The sequence below is a fragment of the Micromonospora sp. DT48 genome (assembly GCF_049844495.1).
GTDB lineage: Bacteria > Actinomycetota > Actinomycetes > Mycobacteriales > Micromonosporaceae > Micromonospora.
The window spans coordinates 245,523-270,126 of record NZ_JBNCLE010000007.1 but is presented as its reverse complement, the minus strand read 5'-3'; the positions used below and the strand labels follow the sequence as shown (position 1 = coordinate 270,126).

The window sequence follows — 24,604 nt, the reverse complement described above, 5'->3', positions numbered from 1 at the left end:
CTAACCCAGGTCGCAGCGATCCGACAGCGCGTAACGGGTCAACACCACGTCGCCGATCTGGCGTGCCTCCACCACCTGCGCCCGTCGTCCCGGGTGCCACGGGAAGCTGCCCTCGCCGACGAACCGGGGCGCCCGTCGGTCGCCGACGAAGAAGGGGGCGACCACCAGGTGGAGTTCGTCGGCGAGCCCGGCGGCGAGGAACTGCCCGTGCACGCCCGCGCCGCCCTCCACCAGCAGCCGACCCACCCCCCGCTCGGCGAGGTCGGTCAACATCCGCGCCAGGTCCACCGGCTCACCGGCGTCGAGCACGGTGGCCCGCTCGCCCAACCGGTGTCGGGTCTTCTCCACCGCGCCGCTGGCGCTGTAGACGATCCGCTCGGTGTCGCCGACGGTGAAGAACCGGGCGTCCGGATCCAGGTCTCCGCAGGCGGTCATGGTCACCCGGGTCGGTGACGACGGCAGACCCCGAGCGACCCGTTCGGCCCGACGCCGTTCGCACCGCACCAGCAACCGGGGGTCGTCCCGGCGGACCGTACCGGCGCCGACCAGGATCGCGTCGCAGCCGGCGCGGACCTCGTCGACCCGGTCGAGGTCCGCGTCGTTGGACAGCAGCAGCCGCTCGTCGGTGGCGTCGTCGATATAGCCGTCGATCGAGGTGGCGCAGCTGAGCAGCACGTACGGCCGCGCCACCTCCGGCGGGCCGATCACCGGGCGACGGGGAGGTCGGCGGCGCGGGCCGCACGGCTGGCCTTCGCCGCGAGGTACTCGGCGTTGGCCGGGGACAGGAACACGCCGGTGGGCACCTGCTCGGTCACGGTGACCCCGAGCCGACCCAACTGCTCGGTCTTCTCCGGGTTGTTGCTCAGCACCGCGATCGGCCCGACACCGAGCGCGGCGAGCATCTGCGCCGCCACGGTGTAGTCGCGCTCGTCCTCGGCGTGGCCGAGCGCCACGTTGGCCTCGAAGGTGTCCAGCCCCGCGTCCTGCAACGCGTACGCGTCGAGCTTGGCGTACAGCCCGATGCCCCGACCCTCCTGACGCAGGTAGAGCAGGTAGCCGCCGACGTCGGCGATCCGCTGCACCGCCTCGCGCAGTTGGGGCCCGCAGTCGCAGCGCTGGCTACCGAACACGTCGCCGGTGAGGCACTCGCTGTGCGGACGCACCAGCGGCACGCCGCCGTCGCGTTCCGCCGCGCCGGGGTCGCCGAGGGCGAAGGCGAGATGCTCCCGAGAGTCGACCAGCCCGTCGAAGGTGAACAGCCGGGCCGTGGTGCTGTAGCCGTCAGGGAACCGCAACGGCACGGTCACCTGCGTCCGGACGGTGGCGACAGGCAGTGATTCGGACATGGGTCTCCTCGTCAGACGGTGGCGGGTACACGGACACGTCGGGCCAGTAGCACGGCGGCTCCGGGCAGGCTCGCGACGAGCACCAGAGCGCCGTACACCGTCGCGGTGGCCACCCCCTCGGCGGCGGTCAGGCCGGCGGCGGCGAACGCCCACGCGGCCACCCCCTCGCGCGGGCCGAACCCGGCGACGTTGGCCGGCACCCCCATCGCGAGCAGGGCCAGCAGGGTCAGCGGCAGCAGCAGGCTCAGCGGTGCGGTGGAACCCGCCGTGCGTGCCGCCACCAGGAACGTCGCGAGGTGCCCGGCGACCGCCAGCGCGGAGGCGATAAGCACCCCGGCCCAGGTCCGCCGCGCCAGCAGGCCGTTGCGGACGTCGGAGACGGCGGTACCCAGGGCGCGGGCCCACCGGGAGGCGCCGGAGCGCGGCAGCAGCCGGGCCGCCGCCACCACGGCGACCAGCACCGCCACCGCCACCGCGGTGGCCACCGGCAGGAACGGTCGCACCGGCGACGGGAAGGCGAACAGCAGCACCGCGGCGACCGCGACCAGCACCACCTGCCCCGCCGTCCGTTCCCACACCACCGCCCGGATGCCGCGCCCGACGTCACCGACGTCGCGGCCGTGACGCACCGCGCGGTGCACGTCACCGAGGATCCCGCCGGGCAGGGTCGCGTTGAGGAAGATCGCCCGGTAGCAGTGGGCGACCGCCTCCGTCAGGGGCAGGCGCACGCCCAGACCATCGGCGACGAGGCTCCACCGCCAGGCGGCGCAGACCGTGGTGAGGACGCCGATGGCGAGCGCGGCGGCCAGCGCCGGCGCGTCGATCAGCCGCAGACCGGCGAGGAACGGGCCGGTGCCGAGCCAGCAGAGCAGCCCCACCAGGACGCCCGCACCCAGCGCCAGACGGGCCCAGCCCCAGAACGAGCGGCCCACCGGGGTCGCCTCGGGCACGGCACTGCCACCTTCATCCCCCACTCGCGCCTCCCCGACATGGCGATCTTCCCTGACTGTACGCACGTAGCTGATCGACTGCCGGTTCAACGGCGCAGCGCCAGCAGGTCGACGTGATCGACCATTACCCCGAGGCGACCGGTTTCAGCCTCGGCCAGCCGACGTCGTGCGTACTCCTCGGTGCGGGTGCTCAGCTCGGGGTCCTGCTCCCGTGCCGCGTCGAGCCACCCGGTGAACCACTGCGCCGCCAGGGCCGCCTGGTCCGGCCCGAGCTGCCACGGGCTCGGCCGTAGCTGCACCTCCACCCCATGCCGGGCGAAGGCCGCGACGCAGGCGTCGACGGCGTCCGGTCCGAGCAGCCGACGACCGTTGGCGGTACGCCGCTGGTGGGCGTTGAAGGCGGCGGCGATCTCGTCGTCCAGTGAATCGTCCGGGGTCAGTCGCACGGTGCCGGTCACGGAGATCAGGAACAGTGCCGGGCACCCGGCCTTCGCACAGGCGGCGATCAGGTCGTCGAGTTCCTCGGCGGTGAGCATGTCGAGCAGGGCCGAGGCGCTGACCAGCGCGGCGTCGGCCAGCTCGGCGGCGGCCAGCTCGGCGGCGGCCAGCCGGGTCAGGTCGCCCCGGCGCGTCTCGACGGTCACCGGCGCGCCGTCGGCGGCGGTGGGGGGCACCGCGGCGCGGGCCCGGGCCAGCAGGTCGGCGTCCTGGTCGTGCAGGATCCAGTGCTGCGGGCCGGGCAGCAGCGGGGCCAGCCAGCGGGCCAGCGACCCGGTCCCCGCCCCGAGGTCGTGCACCACCAGGGGTCCGCCGCCGGGCAACGCCGCGCGCAGCATGTCGACCAGGTCCGTGGACCGGGCCGCCACGTCGGCCGGTTCCCGCAGCGCGAGCCACTGCGCGAAATCCGGCGGGAGTTCGATGCTCATGCCGACGCCTCCTTCAGGGCCGTGATGATCTGGGCGACGGTGCGCTGCCAACCGGCGAGGGTGTGTCGTCGCTGGCCGGCGGCGTACCGCAGGTGCTCGCGCAACGCCGCGTCGTCGAGCCAGCGGCGCAGAGCCGTGGCGAGGGCGGCCGGGTCCTCGGGCGGCACCAGCAGGCCCGGCCGGTCGCCCGCCGCCGTGTGCCCGAGGGTGTCGGGCAGTCCACCGACGGCCGTGGCGAGCACCGGTACGCCACGGGCCAGCGCCTCGGTGACCACCATCCCGTACGTCTCGCCGCGTGACGGGTGCACCAGCAGGTCGGCGGCGGCGTACGCGGCGGCGAGCCGGTCACCGGCCAACGGTCCGGTCAGCCGGATCCGGTCGGCGAGCCCCCCGGCGGTGATCCGCTCCCGCAGTCGCTCGACGAACGCCGGTTCCCGGTGCAGCGGTCCGACGCAGGTCAGCGTCCAAGATCTGTCGGCCACCCTGGTCAACGCCTCGACCAGCACGTCGTGGCCCTTGTGCCGGGCGACCGCCGCGACGCACAGCAGCGCCGACCCGGTCGTCGAACCGGTCGCCGGTGCCGCCGGGTCCACCCCGGGCGGGGCCACGTGCACCCGGTCGGCGGGCAGCGCGTACCGCCGCAGCAGCGCCTGTCGGGTCCAGGCGCTGGTGGCCACCACCGAGGTGACCGCCTCCAGCGCCCGGGCCTCGGCGTCGTCGTCGCGGGGCAGATGCACCAACGCGACCAGCCGCAACCGGTCGGCGTGCGCGGCGAGTTCGTCCGGCACCACCGAGGCGACCAGGCCGTCGACCAGGGCCAACGCGCCGTCCGGCAGTCCGCGCAGGACCCCCGCCAGCGCGGCCCGCGCCGCCGGGGCCGGTTGCGGCCAGTCGCCGGGTACCTGATGCTCCCGCACCGACCAGCCGGCGGCGGCGAGCCCGGCGCAGATCCGCCGGTCGTAGCCGTTGCCGCCGCTGGGTGACGCCGGGTCGTCGATGTCGCCCGGCAGGATCACGTGCAGCATCAGCACGTCAGGCGGCGCCCTCACCGACGGCGTTCGGTCCGGGCAGCGCCCGCTCGTAGCTGGCCCAGGCCACATGCGACTCGTGCAGGGTGACCGTGATCCCGGTCAGGCCCCGGGCACCGGCGCCGAGCTGACCGGCGGCCACCCGGTCGGCGAGGCGGTCGGCGATGGTGCGGGCCAGCACCTCGGTGGTGGTGTTCGTGCCGGCGAACGCGGGCTCGTCGTCGAGGTTGCGGTAGTTCAGCTCGCCGAGCACCGCCTTGAGCTGGTCGGTGGCCAACCCGATGTCGACCACGATGCCGTCGTCGTCCAGGTCGGGGCGGCGGAAGGTGGCGTCGACGACGAACGTCGCGCCGTGCAGCCGTTGGGCGGGGCCGAAGACGTCGCCACGGAAACTGTGAGCGATCATGATGTGGTCACGGACGGTCACGCTGAACACGGTTCACTCCCCGTCGTAGGTGATGAGATGGCACAGTGCGGGCAGGTCGCCCGCGCTGAGTCGGGCGAGCACGTCAGGCAGCTCCGCGAACGGCGACCGGCCGGTGATCAACGTGTCGAACGCCGGGTCGGCGAGCAGGTCCAGGGCGAGCGCCATCCGGTCGGCGTAGCCGCGACTGCCCCGTCGTGCCGGCGCGACCATGCCCACCTGACTGCTGCGGATGGTCAACCGACCGGAGTGGAACGCGCCACCGAGCGACAGCTGCACCGGTCGGTCGCCATACCAGCTCAGTTCCAGCAGGGTGCCCTCCGGCGCGAGCAGGTCCAGGCCGTGTTGCAGGCCGGCGGCGGTGGCGCTGGCGTGCACGACCAGGTCACGGCCGTCGGCGGCGGTACCCGGCGCGGCGAAGTCGACACCCAGCGCGGCGGCCACCTCGGCGCGGGCCGGATCGGTGTCGACCAGTTCCACCCGCACCCCGGGGAAGCGGGCCAGCAGGGCGGTCACGGCGCAGCCGACCATCCCGCCGCCGATCACGGTGACCCGGTCGCCGACCAGGGGCGGGGCGTCCCACAACGCGTTGACGGCGGTCTCCACCGTGCCGGCCAGCACGGCGCGCGCCGCCGGGACCTGTGGCGGTACGACGGTCACCGCCTCGACCGGCACCACGTACGCGCTCTGGTGCGGGTGCAGGCAGAACACGGTACGCCCGAGCAGGTGCGCCGGGCCCTGCTCGACCTCGCCGACGCTGAGATAGCCGTACTTGACCGGGGCCGGGAAGTCGCCCTCCTGGAACGGTGCGCGCATCGCGGCGTACTGGCTGGCGGGCACGGCACCGGTGAAGACGATAGTCTCGGTGCCCCGGCTCACCCCGGAGTACCGGCTGCGCACCAGGACCTCCCCGGTGCTCGGCTCCGGCAGCGTCACCGGGCGGATCTCGCCCACACCGGGAGCCCGGAGCCAGAAGGCGCGGGCGGTTTGCGTCACCGGTTTTTTCTCCTCTACCGCGTCCGGACCGAACCGATCCGTCGTATTTTCCGTAGTTCCCTGACAGGGGTCGTCGATCATAAACACGGAGGCACGGTGTCCACAGTTCGAACCGGTCCGCAAATCGGGCTCTTCGTCCAGATCGTTCTGCTGGCGGGGGTCGCCGCGACAGTCGGTCTCGGTGTCGCGGGCTGGCTGACCGGCACGGCGTACGGCGTGGTGACCTGTCTGGCGCTGCTGCGTGGTCTGCGTCGTGCGGGCACGCCGCGGCTCGGACCTGCCGACTGGGTGACGATGGGGCGCGGAATGCTGGTCGGGGCGGTGACCGCCCTGATCGCCGACGCGCTGAGCAGTGGTCGTACCGCGCCGGTGGCGTTGCTGGTGGCGATGACCGGCGTGGCGCTGGCCCTCGACGCGGTCGACGGCAAGGTGGCCCGCCGCACCGGGACGACCAGTGCCCTCGGCGCCCGGTTCGACATGGAGGTCGACTCGTTCCTGGTGCTGATGCTGAGCCTCTACGTGGCCCCTTCGGTCGGGCCCTGGGTACTCGCCATCGGCCTGATGCGGTACGTCTTCCTGGCCGCCGGCTGGGTGCTGCCCTGGATGGTCGCCCAGCTACCGCCCCGGTACTGGCGTAAGGTGGTCGCCGCCGTCCAGGGGATCATGCTCGCGGTCGCCGCCGCCCAGGTCCTGCCCGGAATGGTGACCACCGCGTTGCTGGTGACCGCGCTGGGCCTGCTGGTCGAGTCGTTCGGGCGGGATGTCCGGTGGCTGTGGCGGCACCGGACGACGTCGACCGCACCGGCCCTGGCGATGCCGACCGTGCCGATCGACGTGCGCCGGGTCGACCGATCCGACGAGCATGACCAGTCCACCGCCCCCGCCCTGTCGCTGCGCTGACCCGGGAGAAGCAGTTGTTGATCACGGACCCGGCGCCCGCGCGCCCGACCACAGACACCGAGCCGACCGAGGCGGGGGTGGGCCGACGGGGCGTGCGCCGCCGGGTCGTGACCCGCGTGGTCACCGCCCTCGCCGCCGTGCTGGTGCTGGGCGCGTTCACCCTGCCCAACCGGCCGTGGCAGCTGGAGCCCGGCGCGTTGATGCGGATCCCGTTGGAGGCGCTGCTGCTCGCCGCGCTGCTGCTCGCGCTGCCCGGTCGCCCCCGGCGGGTGGTGGCCGCGCTGACCGGTGCGCTGCTCGGACTCGTCGTCGTGGTGAAGGTCGGCGACCTGGGCTTCTACGCGTCGCTGGGACGTCCGTTCGACCTGGTGCTGGACTGGTCGCTGCTGGACGAGGCGTTCACCTTCGTGGCCGAGTCGATCGGCCGGCCCGGCGCGATCGCCATCGCGCTCGGGGTCGGGCTGTCGTTGCTGGCCGTGCCGGTGCTGACCGCCCTGTCCACGGTACGGCTGTCCAGCCTGTTGACCCGGCACCGGACCGGTAGCACGCGGGCCATCGCCACGCTGGTGCTGGTCTGGGCGGTGCTGGCCGTGTTCGGGGTGCGGATCGTGCCCGCCATGCCGATCGCGGACACCAACGCCAGCATCCTCGTCCAGGAGCACGCCGCCGAGGTGTGGGACCGGCTGTCCGACCGTCAGGTGTTCGCCAAGGAGGTGGGGGTGGACCCGTTCCGGGATCTGCCCGCCGACCAGTTGCTCACCGGGCTACGCGGGAAGAACGTGCTGATCGCCTTCGTGGAGAGCTACGGCCGCAGCGCGGTCACCGATCCCGAGTTCGCCGCCATCCCCCGGATGCTCGACGAGGGCGCGGGTCGGCTGTCCGCCGCCGGGTTCGCCACCCGCAGTGGCTTCCTCACCTCGCCGACCATCGGCGGCGCGAGCTGGCTGGCACACGCCACCCTGCTGTCCGGTCTCTGGGTCGACAACAACCAGCGGTACCGGAACCTGCTCGCCAGCGACCGGTTCACCCTCGGTGACGCGTTCCGGCGTGCCTCCTGGCGTACGGTCGGGGTGATGCCGGCGGTGAACCAGCCCTGGCCGGAGGGCGCCTTCTACGGCTACGAACAGTTCTACAGCGGGCCCGACCTGGACTACCAGGGCCCCAGGTTCGCCTTCGCGCCGATGCCCGACCAGTTCGCCATCCACCAGTTCCACCAGCGGGAGTTGACCGGCGCTCGGGACCGTCCGGTGATGGTCGAGCTGTCCCTGGTCTCCAGCCACTCCCCCTGGACGAAGGTGCCGTCACTTGTCGAGTGGGACGCCATCGACGACGGCGAGGTGTTCCGGCGGGGCATCATCGGTACGCCGACGGCGCAGGCCCGCACCGGCTACCGGCACTCGATCAGCTACACGTTGCGCACGCTCATCTCCTACGTGGAGACGTACGGTGACGACGACACGGTGCTGGTCATCGTCGGTGACCACCAGCCCGCGCCGGTGGTCACCGGCGAGAATCCGAGCCACGACGTGCCGATCCACATCGTGACCAAGGATTCGGCGGTGCTGCAACGCATCGGCGACTGGGGTTGGCAGGACGGCCTGACCCCGGACGCGAAGGCGCCGGTCTGGCCGATGGACCAGTTCCGCGACCGCTTCCTCACCGCCTTCGGCCCCACCCCCGACCGACCTCGGGCCCAGGGCCGCTGAACGCGACCCCGGTACCGGTCGACGCGGTCGGGGGCAGCCGGCGCGAGCGGCGTTCCGGCCGGGCGTGCGAGCCCTGGAACCCGGGCCGGCGGTAGCTGCGGCTACCGCCGGCTCCACCGCTGGTTGGCCTGACCGTTGCAGGTCCAGAGGATGAGTTTCGTGCCGTTGGCGGTACCGGCGGCGTTGGCGTCCAGGCAGAGACCGGACTGTACGCCGGTGATGGTGCCGTCGGCGTTCAGCTGCCACTGCTGGTTGGTCCCACCGTGGCAGTCGTAGATGGTGACCCGGGTGCCCGGCGAGGTGCCGTAGCCCGCGGCGTCGAGGCACTTGTTGCCGTAGACGGTCAGCGCCCGCCCGGAGGTGTAGCTCCACTGCTGGTTGGCGCCGCCGTGGCAGTCCCACAACTGGAGCTGAGTGCCGTTGACGGTGCTGGAGCCCGGCACATCGAGGCACCGGCCGGACGCGGCGCCGACGATCCCGGTGGTCGATCCCCCGCCGCTGCCCGGGGTGCCGATGCTGCCGGGAACCGACTGCAGCGCGCTGTACCAGACCGCGGCCATCTTGTCGTAGCCGTTGGCGGTCGGGTGGACCCCGTCGATCAGGTCGGCGGTGGTCAGGGCGCTGTGCATGTCCACCAGGTGGACCCGCTTGCCCGCGTTCACCTTGCTCTGCACGATGCCGGGAATCGCCGCGTTGAAGGTGCGTACGGCCGCCGCCTGGTTGGCGTTCGAGAGCGTGATGATCTGCGCGACGAACACGTCCGCGTCAGGGGCGGTGGTGGTGATCCGGTCGATCAGCGTGGAGAGCCGGTTCGGCGCGGTACTCACGTTGTAGTTCTGCAGGATGTCATTGGTGCCGATGTGCAGCAGGACGGTCCGCGGCCGTTGGGTGTTCAGCCACCCGCCGATGTTGGCGTCGATCTGGTCGATACGCCAGCCGGGATGCCCTTGATGGTCGTGGTCACCGAGGTTGGCCGGCCCGTTGAACTGCGACCCGACGAAGTCCACGGTGTACCCGCCGTTGACCAGGCGCTGCCAGAGGCCGATCCGGTAGCCGCCCGGGATCTGGGTGCCCTCGGTGATCGAGTCGCCGAGCGGCATCACCCGTACCCCGCCGTTGGACTCCGCGCTGGCCGCGCCGGGTTGCACCACCACACCGGCGGCCACCAGACCGAGCGCGGCGACCGCCGCGAACAATCGTGCCCTCGTACGCATCATCAACTCCTGCCGTTGTTCTCCGGGCGTGACCAGCTCCGACATCGCGTCGAAAGCCGACACCTGTCAGGTGAACGCTAACAGTCACACAAGTCGATATACATCCGTCTCCCCGCCCCCGCCCCCTGTCCGATCGTGCAGTGCGTGTCCCCGCACACGTCGCCGCCCCCGCACCTCGGAGACCAGCAAGTGTCCGAGGCGCGGGGACGGGACCAGGCAGGGCGGGAGAGGCCCTAGGGGGCGGGTTTGCGGGCGACCAGAACGTCACGGACGATGGCCTGGTCGACCCGGTGGGACAGGCCCCGCCAGGGGCCGTCGTCGAGAACGGTGAGGCCGGCGGCGGTCAGCCGTTCGGCGGCCGCCTCCCGGCGCGCGACGTTGGTGTTCCACGAGACGCCCAACGCGCCGCCCGGGCGCAGCACCCGCGCCCACCCGGGCGCGGCGGCGGTGAGCAGGGCGAGTGGGTCGCGGGCCAGACCTTCGACGGTACGGCTGCCGTGCTGCACGCCGTAGGGCGCGTCGGCCACCACCACGTCGATCGTCTCCGGGCGGAAGAACTCACCCACCCGGGTGGTGTCGGCGTTGACCACGTCCACCGTCTGCACGTCACCGGCCTTGTGCGCCTCCTTGGAGGCAGCCAGTTCCATCCGCAGTCGCCGCCCGACGACCTTGCGTTCCCGGCGGATCGGGCCGGACTCCAGCACCCGGTGCTTGATCCGCTTGCGCTTGAGCCAGGTGCTCAGGAACGTCTGGTACGCCTCGAAGTCCTTGCTGTCCCGGTCGATCCCGGCGGCGTCGAACCCGTACATCATCGCCTGGTTGAGCGTGGTGCCCCGACCGCACAGCGGGTCCAGCACCCGGAACCGCCGGGTCAGCAGGTCGCCGGCCCAGTCGGAGGCGAGCAGGGTGACGTTGAGCAGCAGCTTGGTGAACTGTTCGTTGGTCTTGCCCGGATACTTCTGAATGGTGAGCAGGTCGTCGTCGAAGCGGTCCAGCCGGGCCACCGGCACCGGCCGCAGCAGATCGCCGACGAACTCGAAGATCGCGTACGCGCTGGAGAGGTTGCCCAGCAGCGCGGCGTCCCGCTCACTCAGACCCCCGGCGACGTCGAAGGTGATGTAGCGCGCGCCGCCGATGGTCTCGGTGGCCACGTCACCGATCCGGCCGTCGAGCACCGCGTCGCCGAAGATCTCCAGCTCCGCGCAGGTCAACTCCACCGCCGCCCCCGAGTACACCCGGTTACTCGACGGCAGACTCAGTACCCCATACCTAGCCACAGCCGCCCACTATCCCACCCCGCGCCGATCACGCGGATGTGGCACCCGGAACACCCCGTTCGAGGCGTTCGCGAGGTGCCACACCCGGCGGGGTGGTGTCAGGCGGGGAGACCGCCGACCTGGGTGTTGATCCAGGAGCGGATCGAGGGCAGGTCACCGTAGATGGACGGGGCGGTGGCGCAGGTGGAGCTGTTGTTACCCGCCCGGCTGGTCGCGCCGATGACGTTCCACACGCCGTTGATCCGACGCACCTGCGGGCCGCCGGAGTCGCCGTAGCAGGCACCGGCGTTGCCGTTGGTGTTGTTGGTGCAGATCTCGTACGGGCCGTTGATGCCGAGGCACCGGCTGTCCGCCACGATCGAGGTGTCCAGTTCGTGTGCCACGGTGGGCGCGGAGCCGCAGCCACGGGGCGCGCAGGTCTGGCCCCAGCCGATGATCCGGGTGGCCGTGCCGACCGCGCCGGAGGTGCTCGGGATCGGCGCGGGCGCGTAGCTGACCGAACTGGCCAGCTGGAGCAGCTTGACGTCGATGCTCGGGTGGTTGACCGCCCGGCTGACCCGGACGACCGTGCCGCCGCTGGTGCGGTTGATGCTGCCCACCCGCACCGAGGACGGGGTCGAGCAGTGCTTCGCGGTGACCACCCAGTTGGACTTGATCAGGGTTGCGGTGCAGCCGGAGGTGTAGACCAGCCAGGGGTAGTTCTCGGTGGCCGGCCGACCGTTGACCACCAGCGTCCCGACGCCGGAGTCCTCGGTCCAGGTGAACGTGCCGGTGGCGGCCGAGACGCTCCGGCTGCCGGCGAAGAGCTGGTTGACCCGGCTCGCCTCGGCGGCGCTGGGGTAGGCGTTGGTGCAGGAGACCGGTGCGCTGCTGCCGGACATCAGGTCCGAGCAGAGGCCGGTGCGCCGGTCGGGCAGGCCGAGGATGTGGCCGATCTCGTGGGTGGCGATCCGGGTACGGTGGTAGCCCTGGTTGACCGCCTCCCATCCCATCCAGACCCGGCCGTTGCCGAGGCTGGTCGTCTGCGCCCGGGGCCAGCCGTTGTCGACGTAGATGGTGATGTTGCCGGGCGTGCGGGCCACGAGCCGGACGTTGCTGACCCGGCTGTTCCAGATCTGGGCGGCCTGGTCGAAGTTGGTCCGGAACTCACCGGCCCGGCTGGCGTCGTAGTAGACGGTCCGGGCGGCGGAGGCGCTGGCGGCGGTAACCACCTGCACCCCGGCTGCCGCCAGCACCGCCGCCAGCGCGGCGGTGGCCGCGCGCAGCAGTTGTCGTCGGATCATCACGCACTCCCCTGGGACTGAGCGGCGCACCAACGCGTCGCAATCGATATGCGTGAATGTTAATAGTCATTCTTCGCCGGTTCTCATCGCGAAAGTGTCATACCGCCCGGGCGCTGTTACTCGCGTGTTACGCCACCGTGAAACTGCGGTGGCGGGGCACCACGACGGTGGATTCCACCAGCTCACACCCGCTCGCGCGATAGGTCGCGGCGGGACGAGAAAGGAGATGAGGATGCCGATCAGAAGGACCGCCGCCACGCTGCTCGTGGCGCTCGCCGCATTGGTCGCCGCGACGGCCACGGCCCCGCCCACCACCGCCAAGCAGGCGGCGACCGGGGCGCCCTACTGCGGGATCACCTGGGGCAGCGGCGACAAGACGGCCGGGGCGCTCAGCTCCGCCCCGCTGGTCGACGTACGCGTCGGCCGACACGACTGCTACGACCGGGTGGTGTTCGAGTTCGCCGGCCCGGTCACCGGCTACGCCGTCGCCTACGGCGAGACGTACACCGACGGGGAAGGGTTGGCGCTGTCGCCGTACACCGCCGGTGACGCGCTGCTGCGGGTCTCGCTGCGCGCCCCCGCCTACGACGACGAGCACCTGGCGACGGTGCCGTACCGCACCGGCGAGCACGTGGCCAACGTGCTGCGCTACCCGACGCTGCGCGACGTGGTCTTCGGCGGCAGCTTCGAGGGCTACAGCACCTTCGCCGTCGGGGTCCGCGCCCGGTTGCCGTTCCGGGTGTTCGTCCTGGCCGGGCCGGAAGGCCACAGCCGGATCGTGCTCGACGTGGCACACCAGTGGCAGGAGTGACCGACCGTGGGGACGGGGGTTCGGCACCGACCGGTCCCCCGTCACCGCCCGTCACGTCGAGCGGCCCACCGGCATACCGGGACTACCCTGAGTGCATCATGGACGGCCGCGTACTGGTGGTCGAGGACGACGCCTCCATCCGGGAGGTCACCGCCCTCGGGCTGCGCCGCGCCGGTTTCCGGGTGGACACCGCAGCCGACGGACGGCAGGCCCTGGCCGTCTGGCGGGCCGCAACCGTGGACCTGATCGTGCTGGACGTCATGCTGCCCGGCCTCGACGGCCTCCAGGTGTGCCGCGAGATCCGGCGCAGCAGTGCGGTGCCGATCCTCATGCTGACCGCCCGTACCGACACCATCGACGTGGTGGTCGGCCTCGAATGCGGTGCCGACGACTACCTGCGCAAGCCGTTCGACCTGCCCGAACTGGTAGCCCGGGTCCGTTCGGTGCTGCGCCGCACGGCGGTGCCGCCGGAGCCCGCCCCGCTCCGCGTCGGCGACCTGGAGATCGACCCCGGGGCGTTCGTGGCCCGCCGCGCCGGTCAGGAGGTGCCGCTGACCACGACCGAGTTCCGGCTGCTGTTGGAGCTCGCCCGCCGCCCCGGCCAGGTGTTCACCCGCGAACTGCTGCTCGACCGGGTCTGGAACCACAGCTACCTGGGCGACAGCCGGTTGGTCGACGTCGCGGTGCAACGGCTGCGCGCCAAGGTCGAGACGGATCCGGGCAACCCCCGGCTGATCCGCACCGTACGCGGCGCCGGATACAAGCTCGTCGCCGGATGACCGGGCAGCCACGATGGACACCACCGGGGTACGGGCCACGACGCCGGACAAGCCCCCCGCACCGGCGAGGGCGCACCGGCAGACCGTACGGCCCGGTCGGCTGCGCCGTCGGCTGACCATCGCGTTCGTCCTGGTCGCCGGGATCTCCGCCGGGGTGCTCGCCGGTGGGTCGTACCTGCTGCTGCGGCAGACCCGTTACGACGCGTCGCTGCACGCCGCCGCCGCCGACGCCCGGTACCAGTTGGTGCTGGCCCGGCAGTTCCTGCCGCTGACCGAGCAGCGCCGCACCGACCTGCTGACCAGTTTCGAGGACAGCGGTCGGCACGTGGTGCTGGTCGCCGAGGACAGCTGGCCCTCCGACCCGGCGTACGCACCACCCCTGACCGAGCGGCTGCGCGGCATGGTCGCCGCCGGACAGCTCGGCTACCAGCGCAGTGCCGAGCCGACCCGGCTGCTCGTGGTGGGTGGCCGGATCCCCGGCTCGACCGCCGAGCTGTACGTCATCACCGGCGAGGACGACCTCGCCGCCGGACTGGACCAACTCCGCAACGCCCTCGCGGCCGGCTGGGTGCTGGTGGTGCTGCTCGCCGCCGCGGTGGGGCACACCCTCGCCCGGCGCACCCTGGAACCGGTGGGGCGGGCCAGCCGGGCCGCACGAGCCATCACCGAGGGCCTGCTCGCCACCCGGCTGCCGGTGCGCGGACGCGACGAGTTCAGCGCCTGGGCCGCCTCGTTCAACGAGATGGCCGAGGCGTTGGAGGCGAAGATCGCGGCCCTGCACCGCGCACAGGAACGGGAGCGACGCTTCACCGCCGACGTGGCGCACGAGCTGCGTACCCCGGTGACCGCCCTGGTGGGCGCGGCCTCGCTGCTGGGCGACCACCTCGACCACCTGCCCGGCGACGCCCGGCGCGCCGGTGAGCTGCTGGTCACCGACGTGGTCCGGCTGCGCCGCCTGGTCGAGGACCTGATGGAGATCTCCCGGCTGGACGCCGGGCGGGAGGTGGTCGACCTGACCGACGTGGACGTACCGGCCCTGGTCCACCGGATCGTGGCCGCGCGCGGCCGGCCGGACCAGGTGGCGATCGACGGCGCCCCGCTGCGGCTGCGCACCGACCCGCGCCGACTGGAACGGGTGCTGGGCAACCTGATCGCCAACGCGGTACAGCACGGCGCGGGTGAGATCCGGGTACGGGCGAACCGGTCCGGCGACCGGGTGCACGTCGACGTGACCGACCAGGGGCCGGGCATCCCGGCCGAGCACCTGCCCCGCCTGTTCGACAGGTTCCACAAGGTCGACCCGGCGCGCTCCGGTGGCGGTAGCGGGCTCGGTCTGGCCATCGCGTGGGAGAACGCCCGCCTGCTCGGTGGCCGGTTGACCGTGCACAGCGCCCTCGGTGCGGGCACCCGGTTCCGCCTCGACCTGCCCGTAACAGCCGACGACGCCGAGTCGGGGCACCCGCAACCGGCCGAGTCGAGCGGCGGTGCCGGATGACCCGCCGCCGTACCGCGTCGCTGCTCGCCCTGCTGGTCCTGGTCGCCGGGTGCGCGCCGCCGCGGTCCGGCTCGCTCGGCCCGGCACCCACCGCCGCGCCGGGCCCGCCCAGCTCCACCAGCGTCGGAGAGCCGCCCACCACGGCGGCGTCGACCAGCACGCCCCCGAACACCGACACCCCCGCCCGGCCGACGCGCGACCCCGGCACCACCGCCGCCAGCCGGGCGGCGACCCTCACCCTGCAACTGTGGTACGTCCGCGACGGGCGACTCGCACCGACCCGGCGTACCCGGCCGACCACCGTGGCCACCTCACGGCTCGCCCTGGAGGAACTGGCCGCCGGACCGACCACTGCCGAGTCCGCCACCGGCCTGGTCACCCTCGTGCCCGACGGCACGCAGGTGAGCCGCATCGTCGCGGGTGTCGCCACGGTCCGGCTGGCCGCCGCGCCCGATCCGGTGGTCGGCAGGTTACGGGAGGCCCAGGTGGTCTACACCCTCACCCAGTTCCCCACCGTCCGGCAGGTCGCCTTCGGCACCGCCACACCGACCGACCGCGCCGACTACGCCGACCTGCTGCCGCCGATCGTGGTGACCAGCCCGACCATCGGCGACCGGGTGACCAGCCCGGTCACCGTCACCGGCAGCGCGGACGTGTTCGAGGCGACCGTCAACGTCCGGGTGCTCGACGCCACCGGCCGCCAGCTCGCCACCGCCTTCACCACCGCCACCTGCGGCACCGGATGCCGAGGCAGCTACCGGGTCAACGTGCGCTACCGGCTCTCCCGCGACCAGTCCGGCACGATCGAGGTGTACGAGGTGTCCGCCGACGACGGCTCCCGCACGAAGACCGTCGCCGTACCGGTGACCCTGGCCGCCACCGGGTAGACCACCGTTCCCTACCGGCGACGGCTTCCCGGGCATGGCTGCGATCCGCCGCTGTACGCCCAAGTCGGGCGGCCGCGTGCCCCTGTGGCCGTACGCTCGGACTGTTCGGCCTGACGGCGGCGAGTGCCGCCAGCCGACGCGACGACGAGGAGTTCCACCGAACGAGGCCGACAGTGACATCGCGGGAGATCTGGACCATCGGGCACTGGACATGCCCCGAGCCGGCGTTCCTGAAGCCGCTGCACGAGCACGACATCACTCTGCTCGTCGACGTCCGCGCGCAGCCCGGGTCGCGACGCAACCCGCAGTTCAGCCGCGACGCGCTGCCGCACTGGTTGGAGCGGGCCGGCATCGACTACCTGCACCTGCCCGAGCTGGGCGGCCGACGCCGCAAACAGGACGTGGACCCGCAGGTCAACGCGGGCTGGCGGCAACCAAGCTTCAAGAACTACGCCGACTACACCCTGACGCCCCAGTATCAGGCAGGCATCAGCCGACTGGCCGACCTCGCCACACAGCACCGCACCGCCATCATGTGCGGCGAGCCGATGCCGTGGCGCTGCCACCGGCTGCTCATCGCCAACACGCTCACCGCTGACGGCTGGACGGTGTGGCACCTGATCGGCAACGCCGCGCCTCGGCGGCACGAACTCGGTATGTGGGGTGCGGATCCGTCGATCGGCACGGACGGGCAGGTAACCTACCCGCCGTCGTCGTGAGCCACGACGTGGCGTTCTGTCCCCCTGACGAAATGGTCCGCACCGAAGCGGCGATCCCCTCTCCACGTGAGGCTCAGCGGTTCTGGCGTTCGATGCCGCGACGGACGAGGTCACGGATGCCGGGCAGGGTGACCGCGCGGATCGTGACCTCGTTCAGCCAGACGTGCAGGCGACTCGGCGGCGCGTACTGGTTCATGCCCCGTCGGGCGAGCGCCTGCCGCTTGACCACCTCGGCGCGGAGGCCGGCCTGCGGTGACCGATGATGGGTCCGTGGCCCAGCAGCAGCACGCGGTACGCCGGAGGAACCTTCCCACGTCGAGCGCGGAGGGGGCGTGGCATGCGCTGGTCCTCGACGTCGAACAGCCAGCTCGCCCCGCACTGCGGGTGGAGGTAGCCGGCCGCGGCCTGCTCGTGCTGCGGCACGGCACCGAGATCGTGCTCCTGGCCAGCGTGGCGGATGACCGCTTCGGCGTCGCGTACGCCGCAACAGGGCAGCACCGCCCGCCGGTCGCGCCGATCCGCGCCGCCCAGGCGGCGACCTTCGGCACCGCCGACGCGGGCGGCGTCTGGCAGGGGCGGTGGGCGCACCACTTCGCTGCCGCGCTGAGCGGAACCGTCGACGGGCCGTTACACGCGGGTCGCTGGGTGATCGGCGGCGACATCGCCCACCCGGCCGGCGACGCGGCGCGGCACCGGACCCCGGTCCTGTTGCCGCACGACCGGGGCTGGATCGACTGGTTCAGCGGAGACCGGCACCGGCAGATTCTGCCGCTGCGCCCGCTGGCCAACCCTGAGGCCGGGCGGGTCAGGGCCTATCGGAAGCAGTTCCGGGAGGGCATCCTCCCCCCTGTGCTGCTCTGGTGGATCAGTGGTCTCGACTGCCCCGTCGTGCTGGACGGTCACGATCGACTCGTCGCCGCTGCCGCCGAGGACGGACAGCCGCCGGTGCTCACGCTCTCCTTGGTGGACCAGCACCAGGTCGACGTCGACACGGACACCACCGTGCGCCGCTACGCGACGACCACCCGGACCGTACGGCACCAGGTGTCCGCCGGTACGCCCGGCGCGGCGGAGGCCCTCGCCGCCGCGCACCGCCGCCTCGCCCGCGACCTACGCGGTATCGAAACCGGTTACGGCACCACCCGTGCCTGGCCGTTGCGGGGCGGCCCGGCGACGTGGCACCGCCTCGCCGAGGCACATGTGCCGGACTGGCACACGGAGATCAGCGCGGCCGACGGGACGTAGGGTCGACGCCTGCCCCCGACGGGCGTCGACCGCAGCTCAACCCTTCACACAGATCACCTGCTTGAGGTGGGCGACCACCTCGACCAGGTCATCCTGCTGCGCCATCACCTCGGTGATGTCCTTGTACGCGCCGGGGATCTCGTCGAGAACTCCGGCGTCCTTGCGGCACTCCACACCCGACGTCTGCGCCGCCAGGCACGCGGGGTGCGGAGAACACGAGGGCCGCCCCGACCCGTGGCGGGTGGGGCGGCCCTCGGCGTCGGCCGACGCGCTGGCTAGCTGCGTCCGTCCGATCGCCGGGGCGATGTGATCAGGCCAGCTGGTGCGCCGGTGGGCACGAGTACGCCAGTCGGCCGGTAGTGGTTGCGTTGCCGCCCCGCAATGGATATCGCCCGGCCCTCAGGCCCGGACCTCGTCCCGCTCACCGGCGAGCCGGTCCAGGTGGGCGGCGAGTTCGTCGGTGAGCAACAGGTCGGTGCGGATCTCCTCGTGCGGGTACCCGGCCCGACCAATCATGTGCGCGGCCACCGGGGCGGTGGCCAGCTGGAAGATGCCGACCAGCACCAGCGTGGTGATGTCCACGCCGGTCCGCAGCCGCAGCGCGCAGCCGACCAGCACCAGCAGCAGTCCGAGGACCTGCGGCTTGGCGGCGGCATGCATCCGGGTGAGCAGGTCCGGGAAGCGCACCAGGGCCACCCCGGCGGCGAGACTGAGGAGCGCGCCGCTGATCAGGCAGACGGCGGCGACGATGTCGAGGACGGCGTCGAGGGTCATTCGCTCTTCCTCCGCGTGGCGAAACGGGCGATGCTGACCGACCCGACGAACCCGAGGACCGCGAGGACCACCAGCACCGGCAGGGCGGTGGCGTCACGGCTGTAGGCGGCCTCGGTGGCGATCGCGGCGACGATGATGGCCAGCAGCACGTCGGTGGCCACGGCCCGGTCCAGGATCGACGGACCCCGGATGATGCGGCTCAGGGTCAGCCCACCGGCCACCGCCAACAACACGGTGACGGTCACGGCGACGGTGGTCATGTCGGTTCCCCTTCCAGGTGCGCCAACGGGTTCGGGTACCCGGCGGTGCGGACTCGGCGCAGCTCGTCGGCTGAGCCGACGGCCTCGATGATGCGCGCCTCCAGGTCGTACACGCTGCGCCGGAACTGTTCGACCTCGTCCCGGCTGTTCACACCGATGACGTGGACGAACAGGGTGCCGGTGGTGCGGTCGGCCTCCAGGATCAGGCTGCCCGGGACGAGGGTCAGCGCCTCGGCGGTGAGGGTGAGGTTGAGGTCGGTGTTCACCCGCAACGGGACCGCGATGATGGCGCTGCGCGGCACGTGTTTCGGCCGCAGGGCCAGCCAGGCGATCTGCGCCGAGGCGACCACCAGGTCGCTGAGGAAGCGTCGCCAGAAACGCAGCATCCCGAGCGGGTGGATCCGCCCGGCGAACGTCACCGGCGGCAGCGGGAAGACCGCGATGAGGATCGCGGCCACCACCAGCCCACTGATCACGTTGGCCCAGGAGAGCGTGCCCCAGAGCAGCACCCAGACCGTCACCAGACCGGTCATCGCGATGATCTGGTTGCGGTGCCGGGCCGATCGGCTCAGCGGCGGGTTCGGCGGGTCGACCGGTTCGGCGGGGGTCATCTGGTCGGCGCTCACGGCGTACCCCCCGGGAAGACGGCGTCGACGTACGGTGTCCGACGCAGCAGGTCGTTGGCGGCGTCACTGCTGACATCGAAGAGTGGACCGGCGACCACGGTCAGCACCAGGCCGAAGACCACCAGCGCCACGGTCGGCGCGATCATCAGCTTGGGCAGCACGGCGCCGGAGCGCCCGGCGGGCAACGGCTGCTGCGGCTGGACCGAGCCGTCGACTTGGGATGCCTGCTCCGCCTCGTCGGCGTCCGGCATCTCCGCGTGCGGGGCCCGCCAGAACGCCAGGTTCCACACCCGGGCCACCGCGTACAGGGTGAGCAGACTGGTGATCAGCCCACCGGCGACCAGGATCCAGGCCAACACCCCACCGTCGTCGATACCGGCCTGGACCAGGCCGAGTTTGCCGAGGAACCCGGAGAAGGGTGGGATGCCGGCGAGGTTCAGCGCGGGCACGAAGAACAGGATGGCCAGCAGTGGCGAGAGTCTCGCCAGGCCACCGAGGCGTTCCATGTTGGTGCTGCCACCTCGACGTTCGACCAGGCCGGCGGCGAGGAAGAGGGTGGTCTGGATGGTGATGTGGTGCACCACGTAGAAGATCGCCGCGGACAGCCCGAGAGCCGAGGTCAACCCGACTCCGAAGAGCATGTAGCCGATGTGGCTGATCAGGGTGAACGACAGCAACCGTTTGATGTCCGACTGGGCGACCGCGCCGAGGATGCCGACCACCATGGTCAGCACCGCCGTCACCATCAGCAGGGTCGCGGTCCGACCGCCGGGGAAGAGCAGCGTCTCGGTCCGGATGATGGCGTACACACCGACTTTGGTGAGCAGTCCGGCGAAGACGGCGGTGACCGGGGCCGGGGCGGTCGGGTAACTGTCCGGCAGCCAGGCCGACAGGGGGAAGACCGCCGCTTTGATGCCGAAGGCCAGCAGCAGCATGCCCTGCAACAACAGCCGCAGGTCGTCCGGTAGGGCGTCCAGCCGGTCGACGAGCTGGGCCAGGTTGAGCGTCCCGGTCGAGGCGTACACCAGGCCGATCGCGACCAGGAAGATCACCGACGAGAGCAGGCTCACCACGACGTACGTGGTGCCGGCCCGGATTCGCGTCTCGGTGCTGCCCAGGGTGAGCAGCACGTAGCTGGCGACCAGCAGGATCTCGAAGCCGACGTAGAGGTTGAACAGGTCACCGGAGAGGAACGCGTTGCACACACCGGCGGTCAGCACCAGGTAGGTCGGGTGGTAGACCGACAGCGGCGTCTCCTCGTTGCCGTCGGCCATGCCCTGACCCATGGAGTACACCAGCACGCAGAGGGTCACCGCGGCGGAGACCACCAGCATCAGGGCAGCGAGTTGGTCGGCCACCAGGACGATGCCCAACGGTGCGACCCAGCCGCCGACCTCCACCACGAGCGGCCCGTCTTTGCTGGACTGCACCAGCAGCGTCGCGGCCACCCCGACGGTGGCGGTGAGCACGGTCAGGCTCACCCACCGCTGGGCGCGCGGACGCCCGAGCAGCAGCAGTGTCAATGCCGCGCCGAGCAGTGGCATCACCACCGGCAGCGGAACGAGGTGCGTCATCCGGCCCTCCCCGAGTCCACCGTGCCGGCCAGGGTCCGGTCGGCACCGGTTTCCTCGTTGTCGTCGTCATCGTCACCGTCGACGTCGTCGTCCGGGACCTCGTCGCGCTCGGCGAGGTCCATGATCCGGCGGTCCTCGACGTCGTCCTGCACCTCGTCGTGCCCGTTGAGGTGCCAGCTGCGGTACGCCAGGGCGAGCAGGAACGCCGTCATGCCGAGCGTGATCACGATGGCGGTGAGGATCATCGCCTGCGGCAACGGATCACTCATCTCCTCCTGCGAGGAACTGCCGACGATCGGCGGCGCGCCGGCCCGCCCACCGGTGAGCAGCAGCAGGTTGGCCCCGTTACCGAGCAGGATGACCCCCATCAACACCCGGGTGAGGCTGCGTTCCAGCAGCAACGTCACGCCGGCCGCGACGAGCACGCCGATCACGATGACGTAGGTGAGGTTCGGTGTCACACCAGCTCCTTTTCCCGTACCTCGTTGTCCTCGGTCTCGTGCTGGCGGTCCATCTCCGCGCCGAGGCTGCGCAGGATGTCCAGCACCAGGCCGACGACGATCAGGAAGACACCGACGTCGAAGAAGGCCGACGTGACGAAGTGGACGTGCCCCAGCACCGGCAGGTGGAAGTCGAGCAGCGCGCTCTGCAGGAACTCGCCGCCGAGCAGCAGCGCCGCCAGACCGGTACCGACGGCCACGAAGAGCCCGGCACCGAGCACCATGCCCGCGTCGACGGGCGCCGCCCCGTTGAGCTCCGTACGCCCGCCCGCCAGGTAGCGCACGGCCAGGGCGAGACCGGCGACCAGGCCGGCGGTGAAGCCGCCACCGGGCGCGTTGTGGCCGCTGAAGAGCAGGTAGATGGCGAAGAGCATGATGGCGTGGAACAGCAGCCGGGTGATCACCTGGAGGATGACCGACTGCGCGCGGGCGGTGGCGCCGGTGGTCAGCCAGCGGGGACGGGGCGACTCGGCCCGACCGCCGCCGGGGATGTCACTGCGCCGGTCCAGGTCGCGCGCGTGGCGGAAGATCAGGCTGGCCACGCCGGTGGCGGCCACCACCAGCACCGCGATCTCGCCCATGGTGTCCCACGCCCGGATGTCCACCAGGGTCACATTCACCACGTTCTTGCCGCCGCCGTACGACACCGCCTCGTCGGGGAAGCCGACGGAGATCGGGACGGCCTGCCGGGCCCCGGCGGCGACGTACGCCATGCCGGCGGTGATCGCGCCGACGGCGACCCCCAAGGCCACCCGACCGCGCCGACTGGACCGGATCGGTCGCTCCGAGAACTTCGCCGGTAGCCGCCGCAGCACCAGCACGAACATCACGATGGTGACGGTTTCCACCAGGAACTGGGTCAACGCCAGGTCCGGCGCGCCGTGCAGGATGAACAGCAGCGCGATGCCGTATCCGGCGACGCCCACCAGGATCATCGCGGTGAGCCGGCGCAGCGCGCGGGCGGCCATCACGGCGGCGACCACCACCACGGCGGCGGCGACCCCCTGCAACGGCGTGTCCCAGAGGTGGAACCGCTGCGGCCAGGGGCTGCCGGCCACCAGCGTGCCGCCCGGCAGCAGGACCAGCACCACCAGGATGACGCCGAGGTAGAACGGCAGCGAACCACGCTGGGTCGCACCGGTCAGCTCCACCGCCAGCCGGTCGACCAGCCCGATCGACTTGCGGTAGACGTCCGCACCGTCGAACGGCAGCCGCAGGGTGGCCCGCACCCGCTCACGGCGCATCAGCTGGAACAGCCCGACACCACCGGCCACGGCGAGCACCGAAAGGCCGAGCGCCGGCGTGAAACCGTGCCAGAGCGCCAGGTGGTAACCGGTCTCGGCGGAGGGGTAGAGGTCCGCGTACGGGGCGAGCAGGCGGTCCACGGCCGGGGCGAGCACGCCGACGGTGACCCCGGCGAGGGCCAACACGGCCGCCGGAGCGAGCAGCGACCAGGAGACCGGCCGGACCTCGGTGGCCTCGATGCCGGGTTTGTCGGCGAACGCACCCCAGAGGAACCGCAGGGTGTACGCGACGGTCAGCACCGAGCCGAAGACCACACCGGCCAGCACCACCAGGTCGGCGGTGCCGCCGTGCAGCAGCGCCTCCAGCGCGGCCTCTTTGGCGACGAACCCGGCCATCGGCGGGAGCCCGGCCATCGAGGCGGCGGCGAGTCCCGCCACCACCGCCAGGGCCGGTGACCGGCGGCCGAGGCCACTGAGTTCACGCAGGTCCCGGGTGCCGGTGGCGTGGTCGACGACGCCGACGGTGAGGAAGAGAGTGGCTTTGAACAGCGCATGGGCCAGCACCATGGCCACACCGGCCAGCGCGGCGTCCCGGGTGCCGCCGCCGAGGATCACCATCAGCAGACCGAGCTGGCTGACCGTGCCGTACGCCAGCAGCAGCTTGAGGTCGACCTGGCGCAACGCGGCCCAGCCGCCGAGGAACATGGTGATCAAGCCGGTGGCCAGCAGCACCGGTCGCCACGGCGCGACGTCGGCGACCGCCGGTCCCATCAGGGCGACGAGGAACACACCGGCTTTCACCATCGCGGCGGCGTGCAGGTACGCGCTGACCGGCGTCGGGGCGGCCATCGCGCCGGGCAGCCAGAAGCTGAATGGGAAGATCGCGGACTTGCTGAGCGCGCCGAGCAGTACCAGCACCACGGCGACCGCGAGGTAACCGCCGCTGGGCAGGTTCTCCGCGACCTCCGACCAGCGGTAGCTGCCGGCGTGCTGGCCGAGCATGACGAACCCGGCGAGCATCGCCAGACCGCCCAGCGTCGTCACCAGCAGGGCCTTCATGGCCGCCCGCCGACCGGCGCGCTTCACGGGGTCGTAGCCGATCAGCAGGTACGAGAAGACGGTGGTCAGTTCCCAGAACACGTAGAGCAGCAGCAGGTCGTCGGAGACCACCAGGCCGAGCATCGCGCCGGCGAAGGCGACGAAGACGGCGGCGAAACGACCCAGACCGGCATCGTCGGTGCGGAAGTAGCGGGCGCTGTAGGCCAGCACCAGTGCGCCGACCCCACCGACCAGGGCCACCATCAGCCAGGACACCGTGCCCATCCGCAGTGCGAGTTCGAGCCCGAGCTGCGGCACCCACGGCACCGTCTCGACCACCGGCTCACCGCCGCGCACCCCGCTCGTGTGGCTGAGTGCCCAGATCAGCGCCGCAGCGGGTGGCAGCGCCACCAGGTAAAGAGCGTTGCGTCCCCAGAGCCGCACCAGCCCCGGGGCGATCACAGCTGCCAACGCATGGACCGCCACCAGTGCCAGCACACAGCCTCCCCAGAGATCATCAGACGGTGTAACGACCTTATCCGGTCACAGCCGTTATCCGCATCCGTCGTGATACTGATCAAACGCGGACACGTCGTAACGAG

General features: G+C 71.9%; 23 protein-coding genes and 2 pseudogenes. 7 read left to right on the top strand and 18 right to left on the bottom strand.

Going from position 1 to position 24,604, the window contains the following annotated elements; all coding sequences use genetic code 11:
* The 7 genes from ACLQ2S_RS09305 to ACLQ2S_RS09275 all read right to left on the bottom strand — a co-directional run bounded on the left by ACLQ2S_RS09305 (position 1) and on the right by ACLQ2S_RS09275 (position 5,670).
* Positions 1-705, bottom strand: a complete 705-nt coding sequence (locus ACLQ2S_RS09305) for a RibD family protein (protein WP_425701575.1) — start codon at positions 703-705, stop codon at positions 1-3.
* Complete coding sequence (locus tag ACLQ2S_RS09300) at positions 705-1,346, bottom strand: GTP cyclohydrolase II (protein WP_155216380.1); 642 nt, start codon at positions 1,344-1,346, stop codon at positions 705-707. The genes ACLQ2S_RS09305 and ACLQ2S_RS09300 overlap by 1 nt, the downstream gene beginning before the upstream one ends.
* 11 nt (positions 1,347-1,357) lie before the next feature.
* The gene (locus ACLQ2S_RS09295) at positions 1,358-2,296 is read right to left on the bottom strand and encodes a lysylphosphatidylglycerol synthase domain-containing protein (RefSeq protein WP_309222968.1); all 939 of its coding nucleotides are present in this window, start codon (positions 2,294-2,296) and stop codon (positions 1,358-1,360) included.
* Between the two features lie 86 nt (positions 2,297-2,382).
* A complete protein-coding gene (locus ACLQ2S_RS09290; protein WP_425701517.1) occupies positions 2,383-3,222 on the bottom strand; it encodes an SAM-dependent methyltransferase in 840 nt (279 codons plus the stop codon).
* On the bottom strand, positions 3,219-4,247 hold the full coding sequence (locus ACLQ2S_RS09285; protein WP_155216873.1) for a glycosyltransferase family 4 protein: 1,029 nt from the start codon (positions 4,245-4,247) through the stop codon (positions 3,219-3,221). The genes ACLQ2S_RS09290 and ACLQ2S_RS09285 overlap by 4 nt, the downstream gene beginning before the upstream one ends.
* 7 nt (positions 4,248-4,254) lie before the next feature.
* On the bottom strand, positions 4,255-4,686 hold the full coding sequence (locus tag ACLQ2S_RS09280; RefSeq protein WP_309222969.1) for a 6-pyruvoyl trahydropterin synthase family protein: 432 nt from the start codon (positions 4,684-4,686) through the stop codon (positions 4,255-4,257).
* Positions 4,687-4,689: 3 nt separating this feature from the next.
* Positions 4,690-5,670: a zinc-dependent alcohol dehydrogenase gene (locus ACLQ2S_RS09275; protein WP_309222970.1), complete on the bottom strand. Its 981-nt coding sequence runs from the start codon at positions 5,668-5,670 to the stop codon at positions 4,690-4,692.
* Positions 5,671-5,730: 60 nt separating this feature from the next.
* Between ACLQ2S_RS09275 and ACLQ2S_RS09270 the strand changes: the two are divergent.
* A pseudogene (locus ACLQ2S_RS09270) lies at positions 5,731-8,276 on the top strand (CDP-alcohol phosphatidyltransferase family protein).
* A gap of 101 nt (positions 8,277-8,377) precedes the next feature.
* Here the strand turns inward: ACLQ2S_RS09270 and ACLQ2S_RS09265 are convergent.
* From ACLQ2S_RS09265 to ACLQ2S_RS09255, 3 genes are all read right to left on the bottom strand, one after another.
* Positions 8,378-9,490, bottom strand: a complete 1,113-nt coding sequence (locus tag ACLQ2S_RS09265) for a ricin-type beta-trefoil lectin domain protein (RefSeq protein ID WP_155216879.1) — start codon at positions 9,488-9,490, stop codon at positions 8,378-8,380.
* A gap of 233 nt (positions 9,491-9,723) precedes the next feature.
* Positions 9,724-10,767 carry a TRM11 family SAM-dependent methyltransferase gene (locus ACLQ2S_RS09260; RefSeq protein ID WP_309222971.1) on the bottom strand — a complete coding sequence of 348 codons (1,044 nt, stop codon included), beginning with the start codon at positions 10,765-10,767 and terminating at the stop codon, positions 9,724-9,726.
* 98 nt (positions 10,768-10,865) lie between these two features.
* Positions 10,866-12,050 carry a snapalysin family zinc-dependent metalloprotease gene (locus ACLQ2S_RS09255; protein ID WP_155216386.1) on the bottom strand — a complete coding sequence of 395 codons (1,185 nt, stop codon included), beginning with the start codon at positions 12,048-12,050 and terminating at the stop codon, positions 10,866-10,868.
* 232 nt (positions 12,051-12,282) lie between these two features.
* Here ACLQ2S_RS09255 and ACLQ2S_RS09250 point away from each other — a divergent pair, with 232 nt between their 5' ends.
* The 5 genes from ACLQ2S_RS09250 (at position 12,283) to ACLQ2S_RS09230 (ending at position 16,741) form a co-directional block, all read left to right on the top strand.
* Entirely contained in the window at positions 12,283-12,861 is a 579-nt protein-coding gene (locus ACLQ2S_RS09250) for an AMIN-like domain-containing (lipo)protein (RefSeq protein ID WP_155216388.1), read from the top strand.
* Between the two features lie 98 nt (positions 12,862-12,959).
* The gene (locus tag ACLQ2S_RS09245; RefSeq protein ID WP_155216390.1) at positions 12,960-13,640 is read left to right on the top strand and encodes a response regulator transcription factor; all 681 of its coding nucleotides are present in this window, start codon (positions 12,960-12,962) and stop codon (positions 13,638-13,640) included.
* Between the two features lie 13 nt (positions 13,641-13,653).
* Positions 13,654-15,135, top strand: a complete 1,482-nt coding sequence (locus ACLQ2S_RS09240; RefSeq protein ID WP_425701516.1) for an ATP-binding protein — start codon at positions 13,654-13,656, stop codon at positions 15,133-15,135.
* Complete coding sequence (locus tag ACLQ2S_RS09235) at positions 15,132-16,022, top strand: Gmad2 immunoglobulin-like domain-containing protein (protein ID WP_155216394.1); 891 nt, start codon at positions 15,132-15,134, stop codon at positions 16,020-16,022. The genes ACLQ2S_RS09240 and ACLQ2S_RS09235 overlap by 4 nt, the downstream gene beginning before the upstream one ends.
* Positions 16,023-16,195: 173 nt before the next feature.
* Positions 16,196-16,741 (top strand): DUF488 family protein, encoded by a 546-nt coding sequence (locus ACLQ2S_RS09230; protein ID WP_425701515.1) that lies wholly within the window; start codon positions 16,196-16,198, stop codon positions 16,739-16,741.
* Positions 16,742-16,814: 73 nt separating this feature from the next.
* On the opposite strand, the gene ACLQ2S_RS09225 is transcribed toward ACLQ2S_RS09230, so the two are convergent.
* Complete coding sequence (locus tag ACLQ2S_RS09225; protein WP_196222496.1) at positions 16,815-16,970, bottom strand: hypothetical protein; 156 nt, start codon at positions 16,968-16,970, stop codon at positions 16,815-16,817.
* A gap of 41 nt (positions 16,971-17,011) precedes the next feature.
* Between ACLQ2S_RS09225 and ACLQ2S_RS09220 the strand changes: the two genes are divergently transcribed.
* Positions 17,012-17,986 (top strand): hypothetical protein, encoded by a 975-nt coding sequence (locus tag ACLQ2S_RS09220; RefSeq protein ID WP_196222497.1) that lies wholly within the window; start codon positions 17,012-17,014, stop codon positions 17,984-17,986.
* 36 nt (positions 17,987-18,022) lie between these two features.
* Here ACLQ2S_RS09220 and ACLQ2S_RS09215 read toward each other — a convergent pair.
* The 7 genes and pseudogenes from ACLQ2S_RS09215 to ACLQ2S_RS09185 all read right to left on the bottom strand — a co-directional run.
* Positions 18,023-18,184: pseudogene (locus ACLQ2S_RS09215) on the bottom strand (RtcB family protein); the annotation flags it as partial.
* A gap of 201 nt (positions 18,185-18,385) precedes the next feature.
* Positions 18,386-18,760: a monovalent cation/H(+) antiporter subunit G gene (mnhG, locus tag ACLQ2S_RS09210; RefSeq protein ID WP_155216398.1), complete on the bottom strand. Its 375-nt coding sequence runs from the start codon at positions 18,758-18,760 to the stop codon at positions 18,386-18,388.
* Positions 18,757-19,020, bottom strand: coding sequence for a monovalent cation/H+ antiporter complex subunit F (locus tag ACLQ2S_RS09205; RefSeq protein WP_155216400.1), 264 nt, complete (start codon positions 19,018-19,020; stop codon positions 18,757-18,759). Before ACLQ2S_RS09205 ends, mnhG begins: the two co-directional genes overlap by 4 nt.
* Positions 19,017-19,646, bottom strand: a complete 630-nt coding sequence (locus tag ACLQ2S_RS09200; protein WP_425701514.1) for a Na+/H+ antiporter subunit E — start codon at positions 19,644-19,646, stop codon at positions 19,017-19,019. The genes ACLQ2S_RS09205 and ACLQ2S_RS09200 overlap by 4 nt, the downstream gene beginning before the upstream one ends.
* A complete protein-coding gene (locus tag ACLQ2S_RS09195) occupies positions 19,643-21,220 on the bottom strand; it encodes a Na+/H+ antiporter subunit D (protein WP_425701513.1) in 1,578 nt (525 codons plus the stop codon). Before ACLQ2S_RS09195 ends, ACLQ2S_RS09200 begins: the two co-directional genes overlap by 4 nt.
* Positions 21,217-21,681, bottom strand: a complete 465-nt coding sequence (locus ACLQ2S_RS09190; protein WP_309222974.1) for a Na(+)/H(+) antiporter subunit C — start codon at positions 21,679-21,681, stop codon at positions 21,217-21,219. The genes ACLQ2S_RS09195 and ACLQ2S_RS09190 overlap by 4 nt, the downstream gene beginning before the upstream one ends.
* Positions 21,678-24,500 (bottom strand): Na+/H+ antiporter subunit A, encoded by a 2,823-nt coding sequence (locus ACLQ2S_RS09185; RefSeq protein WP_425701512.1) that lies wholly within the window; start codon positions 24,498-24,500, stop codon positions 21,678-21,680. The genes ACLQ2S_RS09190 and ACLQ2S_RS09185 overlap by 4 nt, the downstream gene beginning before the upstream one ends.
* Between the last annotated feature and the right edge of the window lie 104 nt (positions 24,501-24,604).

Bases quoted from the DNA above. Each gene is read 5' to 3' on its own strand.
- ACLQ2S_RS09300 (WP_155216380.1), bottom strand. From the start codon at position 1,346: ATGTCCGAATCACTGCCTGTCGCCACCGTCCGGACGCAGGTGACCGTG.
- ACLQ2S_RS09290 (WP_425701517.1), bottom strand. From the start codon at position 3,222: ATGAGCATCGAACTCCCGCCGGATTTCGCGCAGTGGCTCGCGCTGCGG.
- ACLQ2S_RS09285 (WP_155216873.1), bottom strand. From the start codon at position 4,247: ATGCTGCACGTGATCCTGCCGGGCGACATCGACGACCCGGCGTCACCC.
- ACLQ2S_RS09265 (WP_155216879.1), bottom strand. From the start codon at position 9,490: ATGCGTACGAGGGCACGATTGTTCGCGGCGGTCGCCGCGCTCGGTCTG.
- ACLQ2S_RS09255 (WP_155216386.1), bottom strand. From the start codon at position 12,050: ATGATCCGACGACAACTGCTGCGCGCGGCCACCGCCGCGCTGGCGGCG.
- ACLQ2S_RS09250 (WP_155216388.1), top strand. From the start codon at position 12,283: ATGCCGATCAGAAGGACCGCCGCCACGCTGCTCGTGGCGCTCGCCGCA.
- ACLQ2S_RS09245 (WP_155216390.1), top strand. From the start codon at position 12,960: ATGGACGGCCGCGTACTGGTGGTCGAGGACGACGCCTCCATCCGGGAG.
- ACLQ2S_RS09240 (WP_425701516.1), top strand. From the start codon at position 13,654: ATGGACACCACCGGGGTACGGGCCACGACGCCGGACAAGCCCCCCGCA.
- ACLQ2S_RS09235 (WP_155216394.1), top strand. From the start codon at position 15,132: ATGACCCGCCGCCGTACCGCGTCGCTGCTCGCCCTGCTGGTCCTGGTC.
- mnhG (WP_155216398.1), bottom strand. From the start codon at position 18,760: ATGACCCTCGACGCCGTCCTCGACATCGTCGCCGCCGTCTGCCTGATC.
- ACLQ2S_RS09205 (WP_155216400.1), bottom strand. From the start codon at position 19,020: ATGACCACCGTCGCCGTGACCGTCACCGTGTTGTTGGCGGTGGCCGGT.
- ACLQ2S_RS09195 (WP_425701513.1), bottom strand. From the start codon at position 21,220: ATGACGCACCTCGTTCCGCTGCCGGTGGTGATGCCACTGCTCGGCGCG.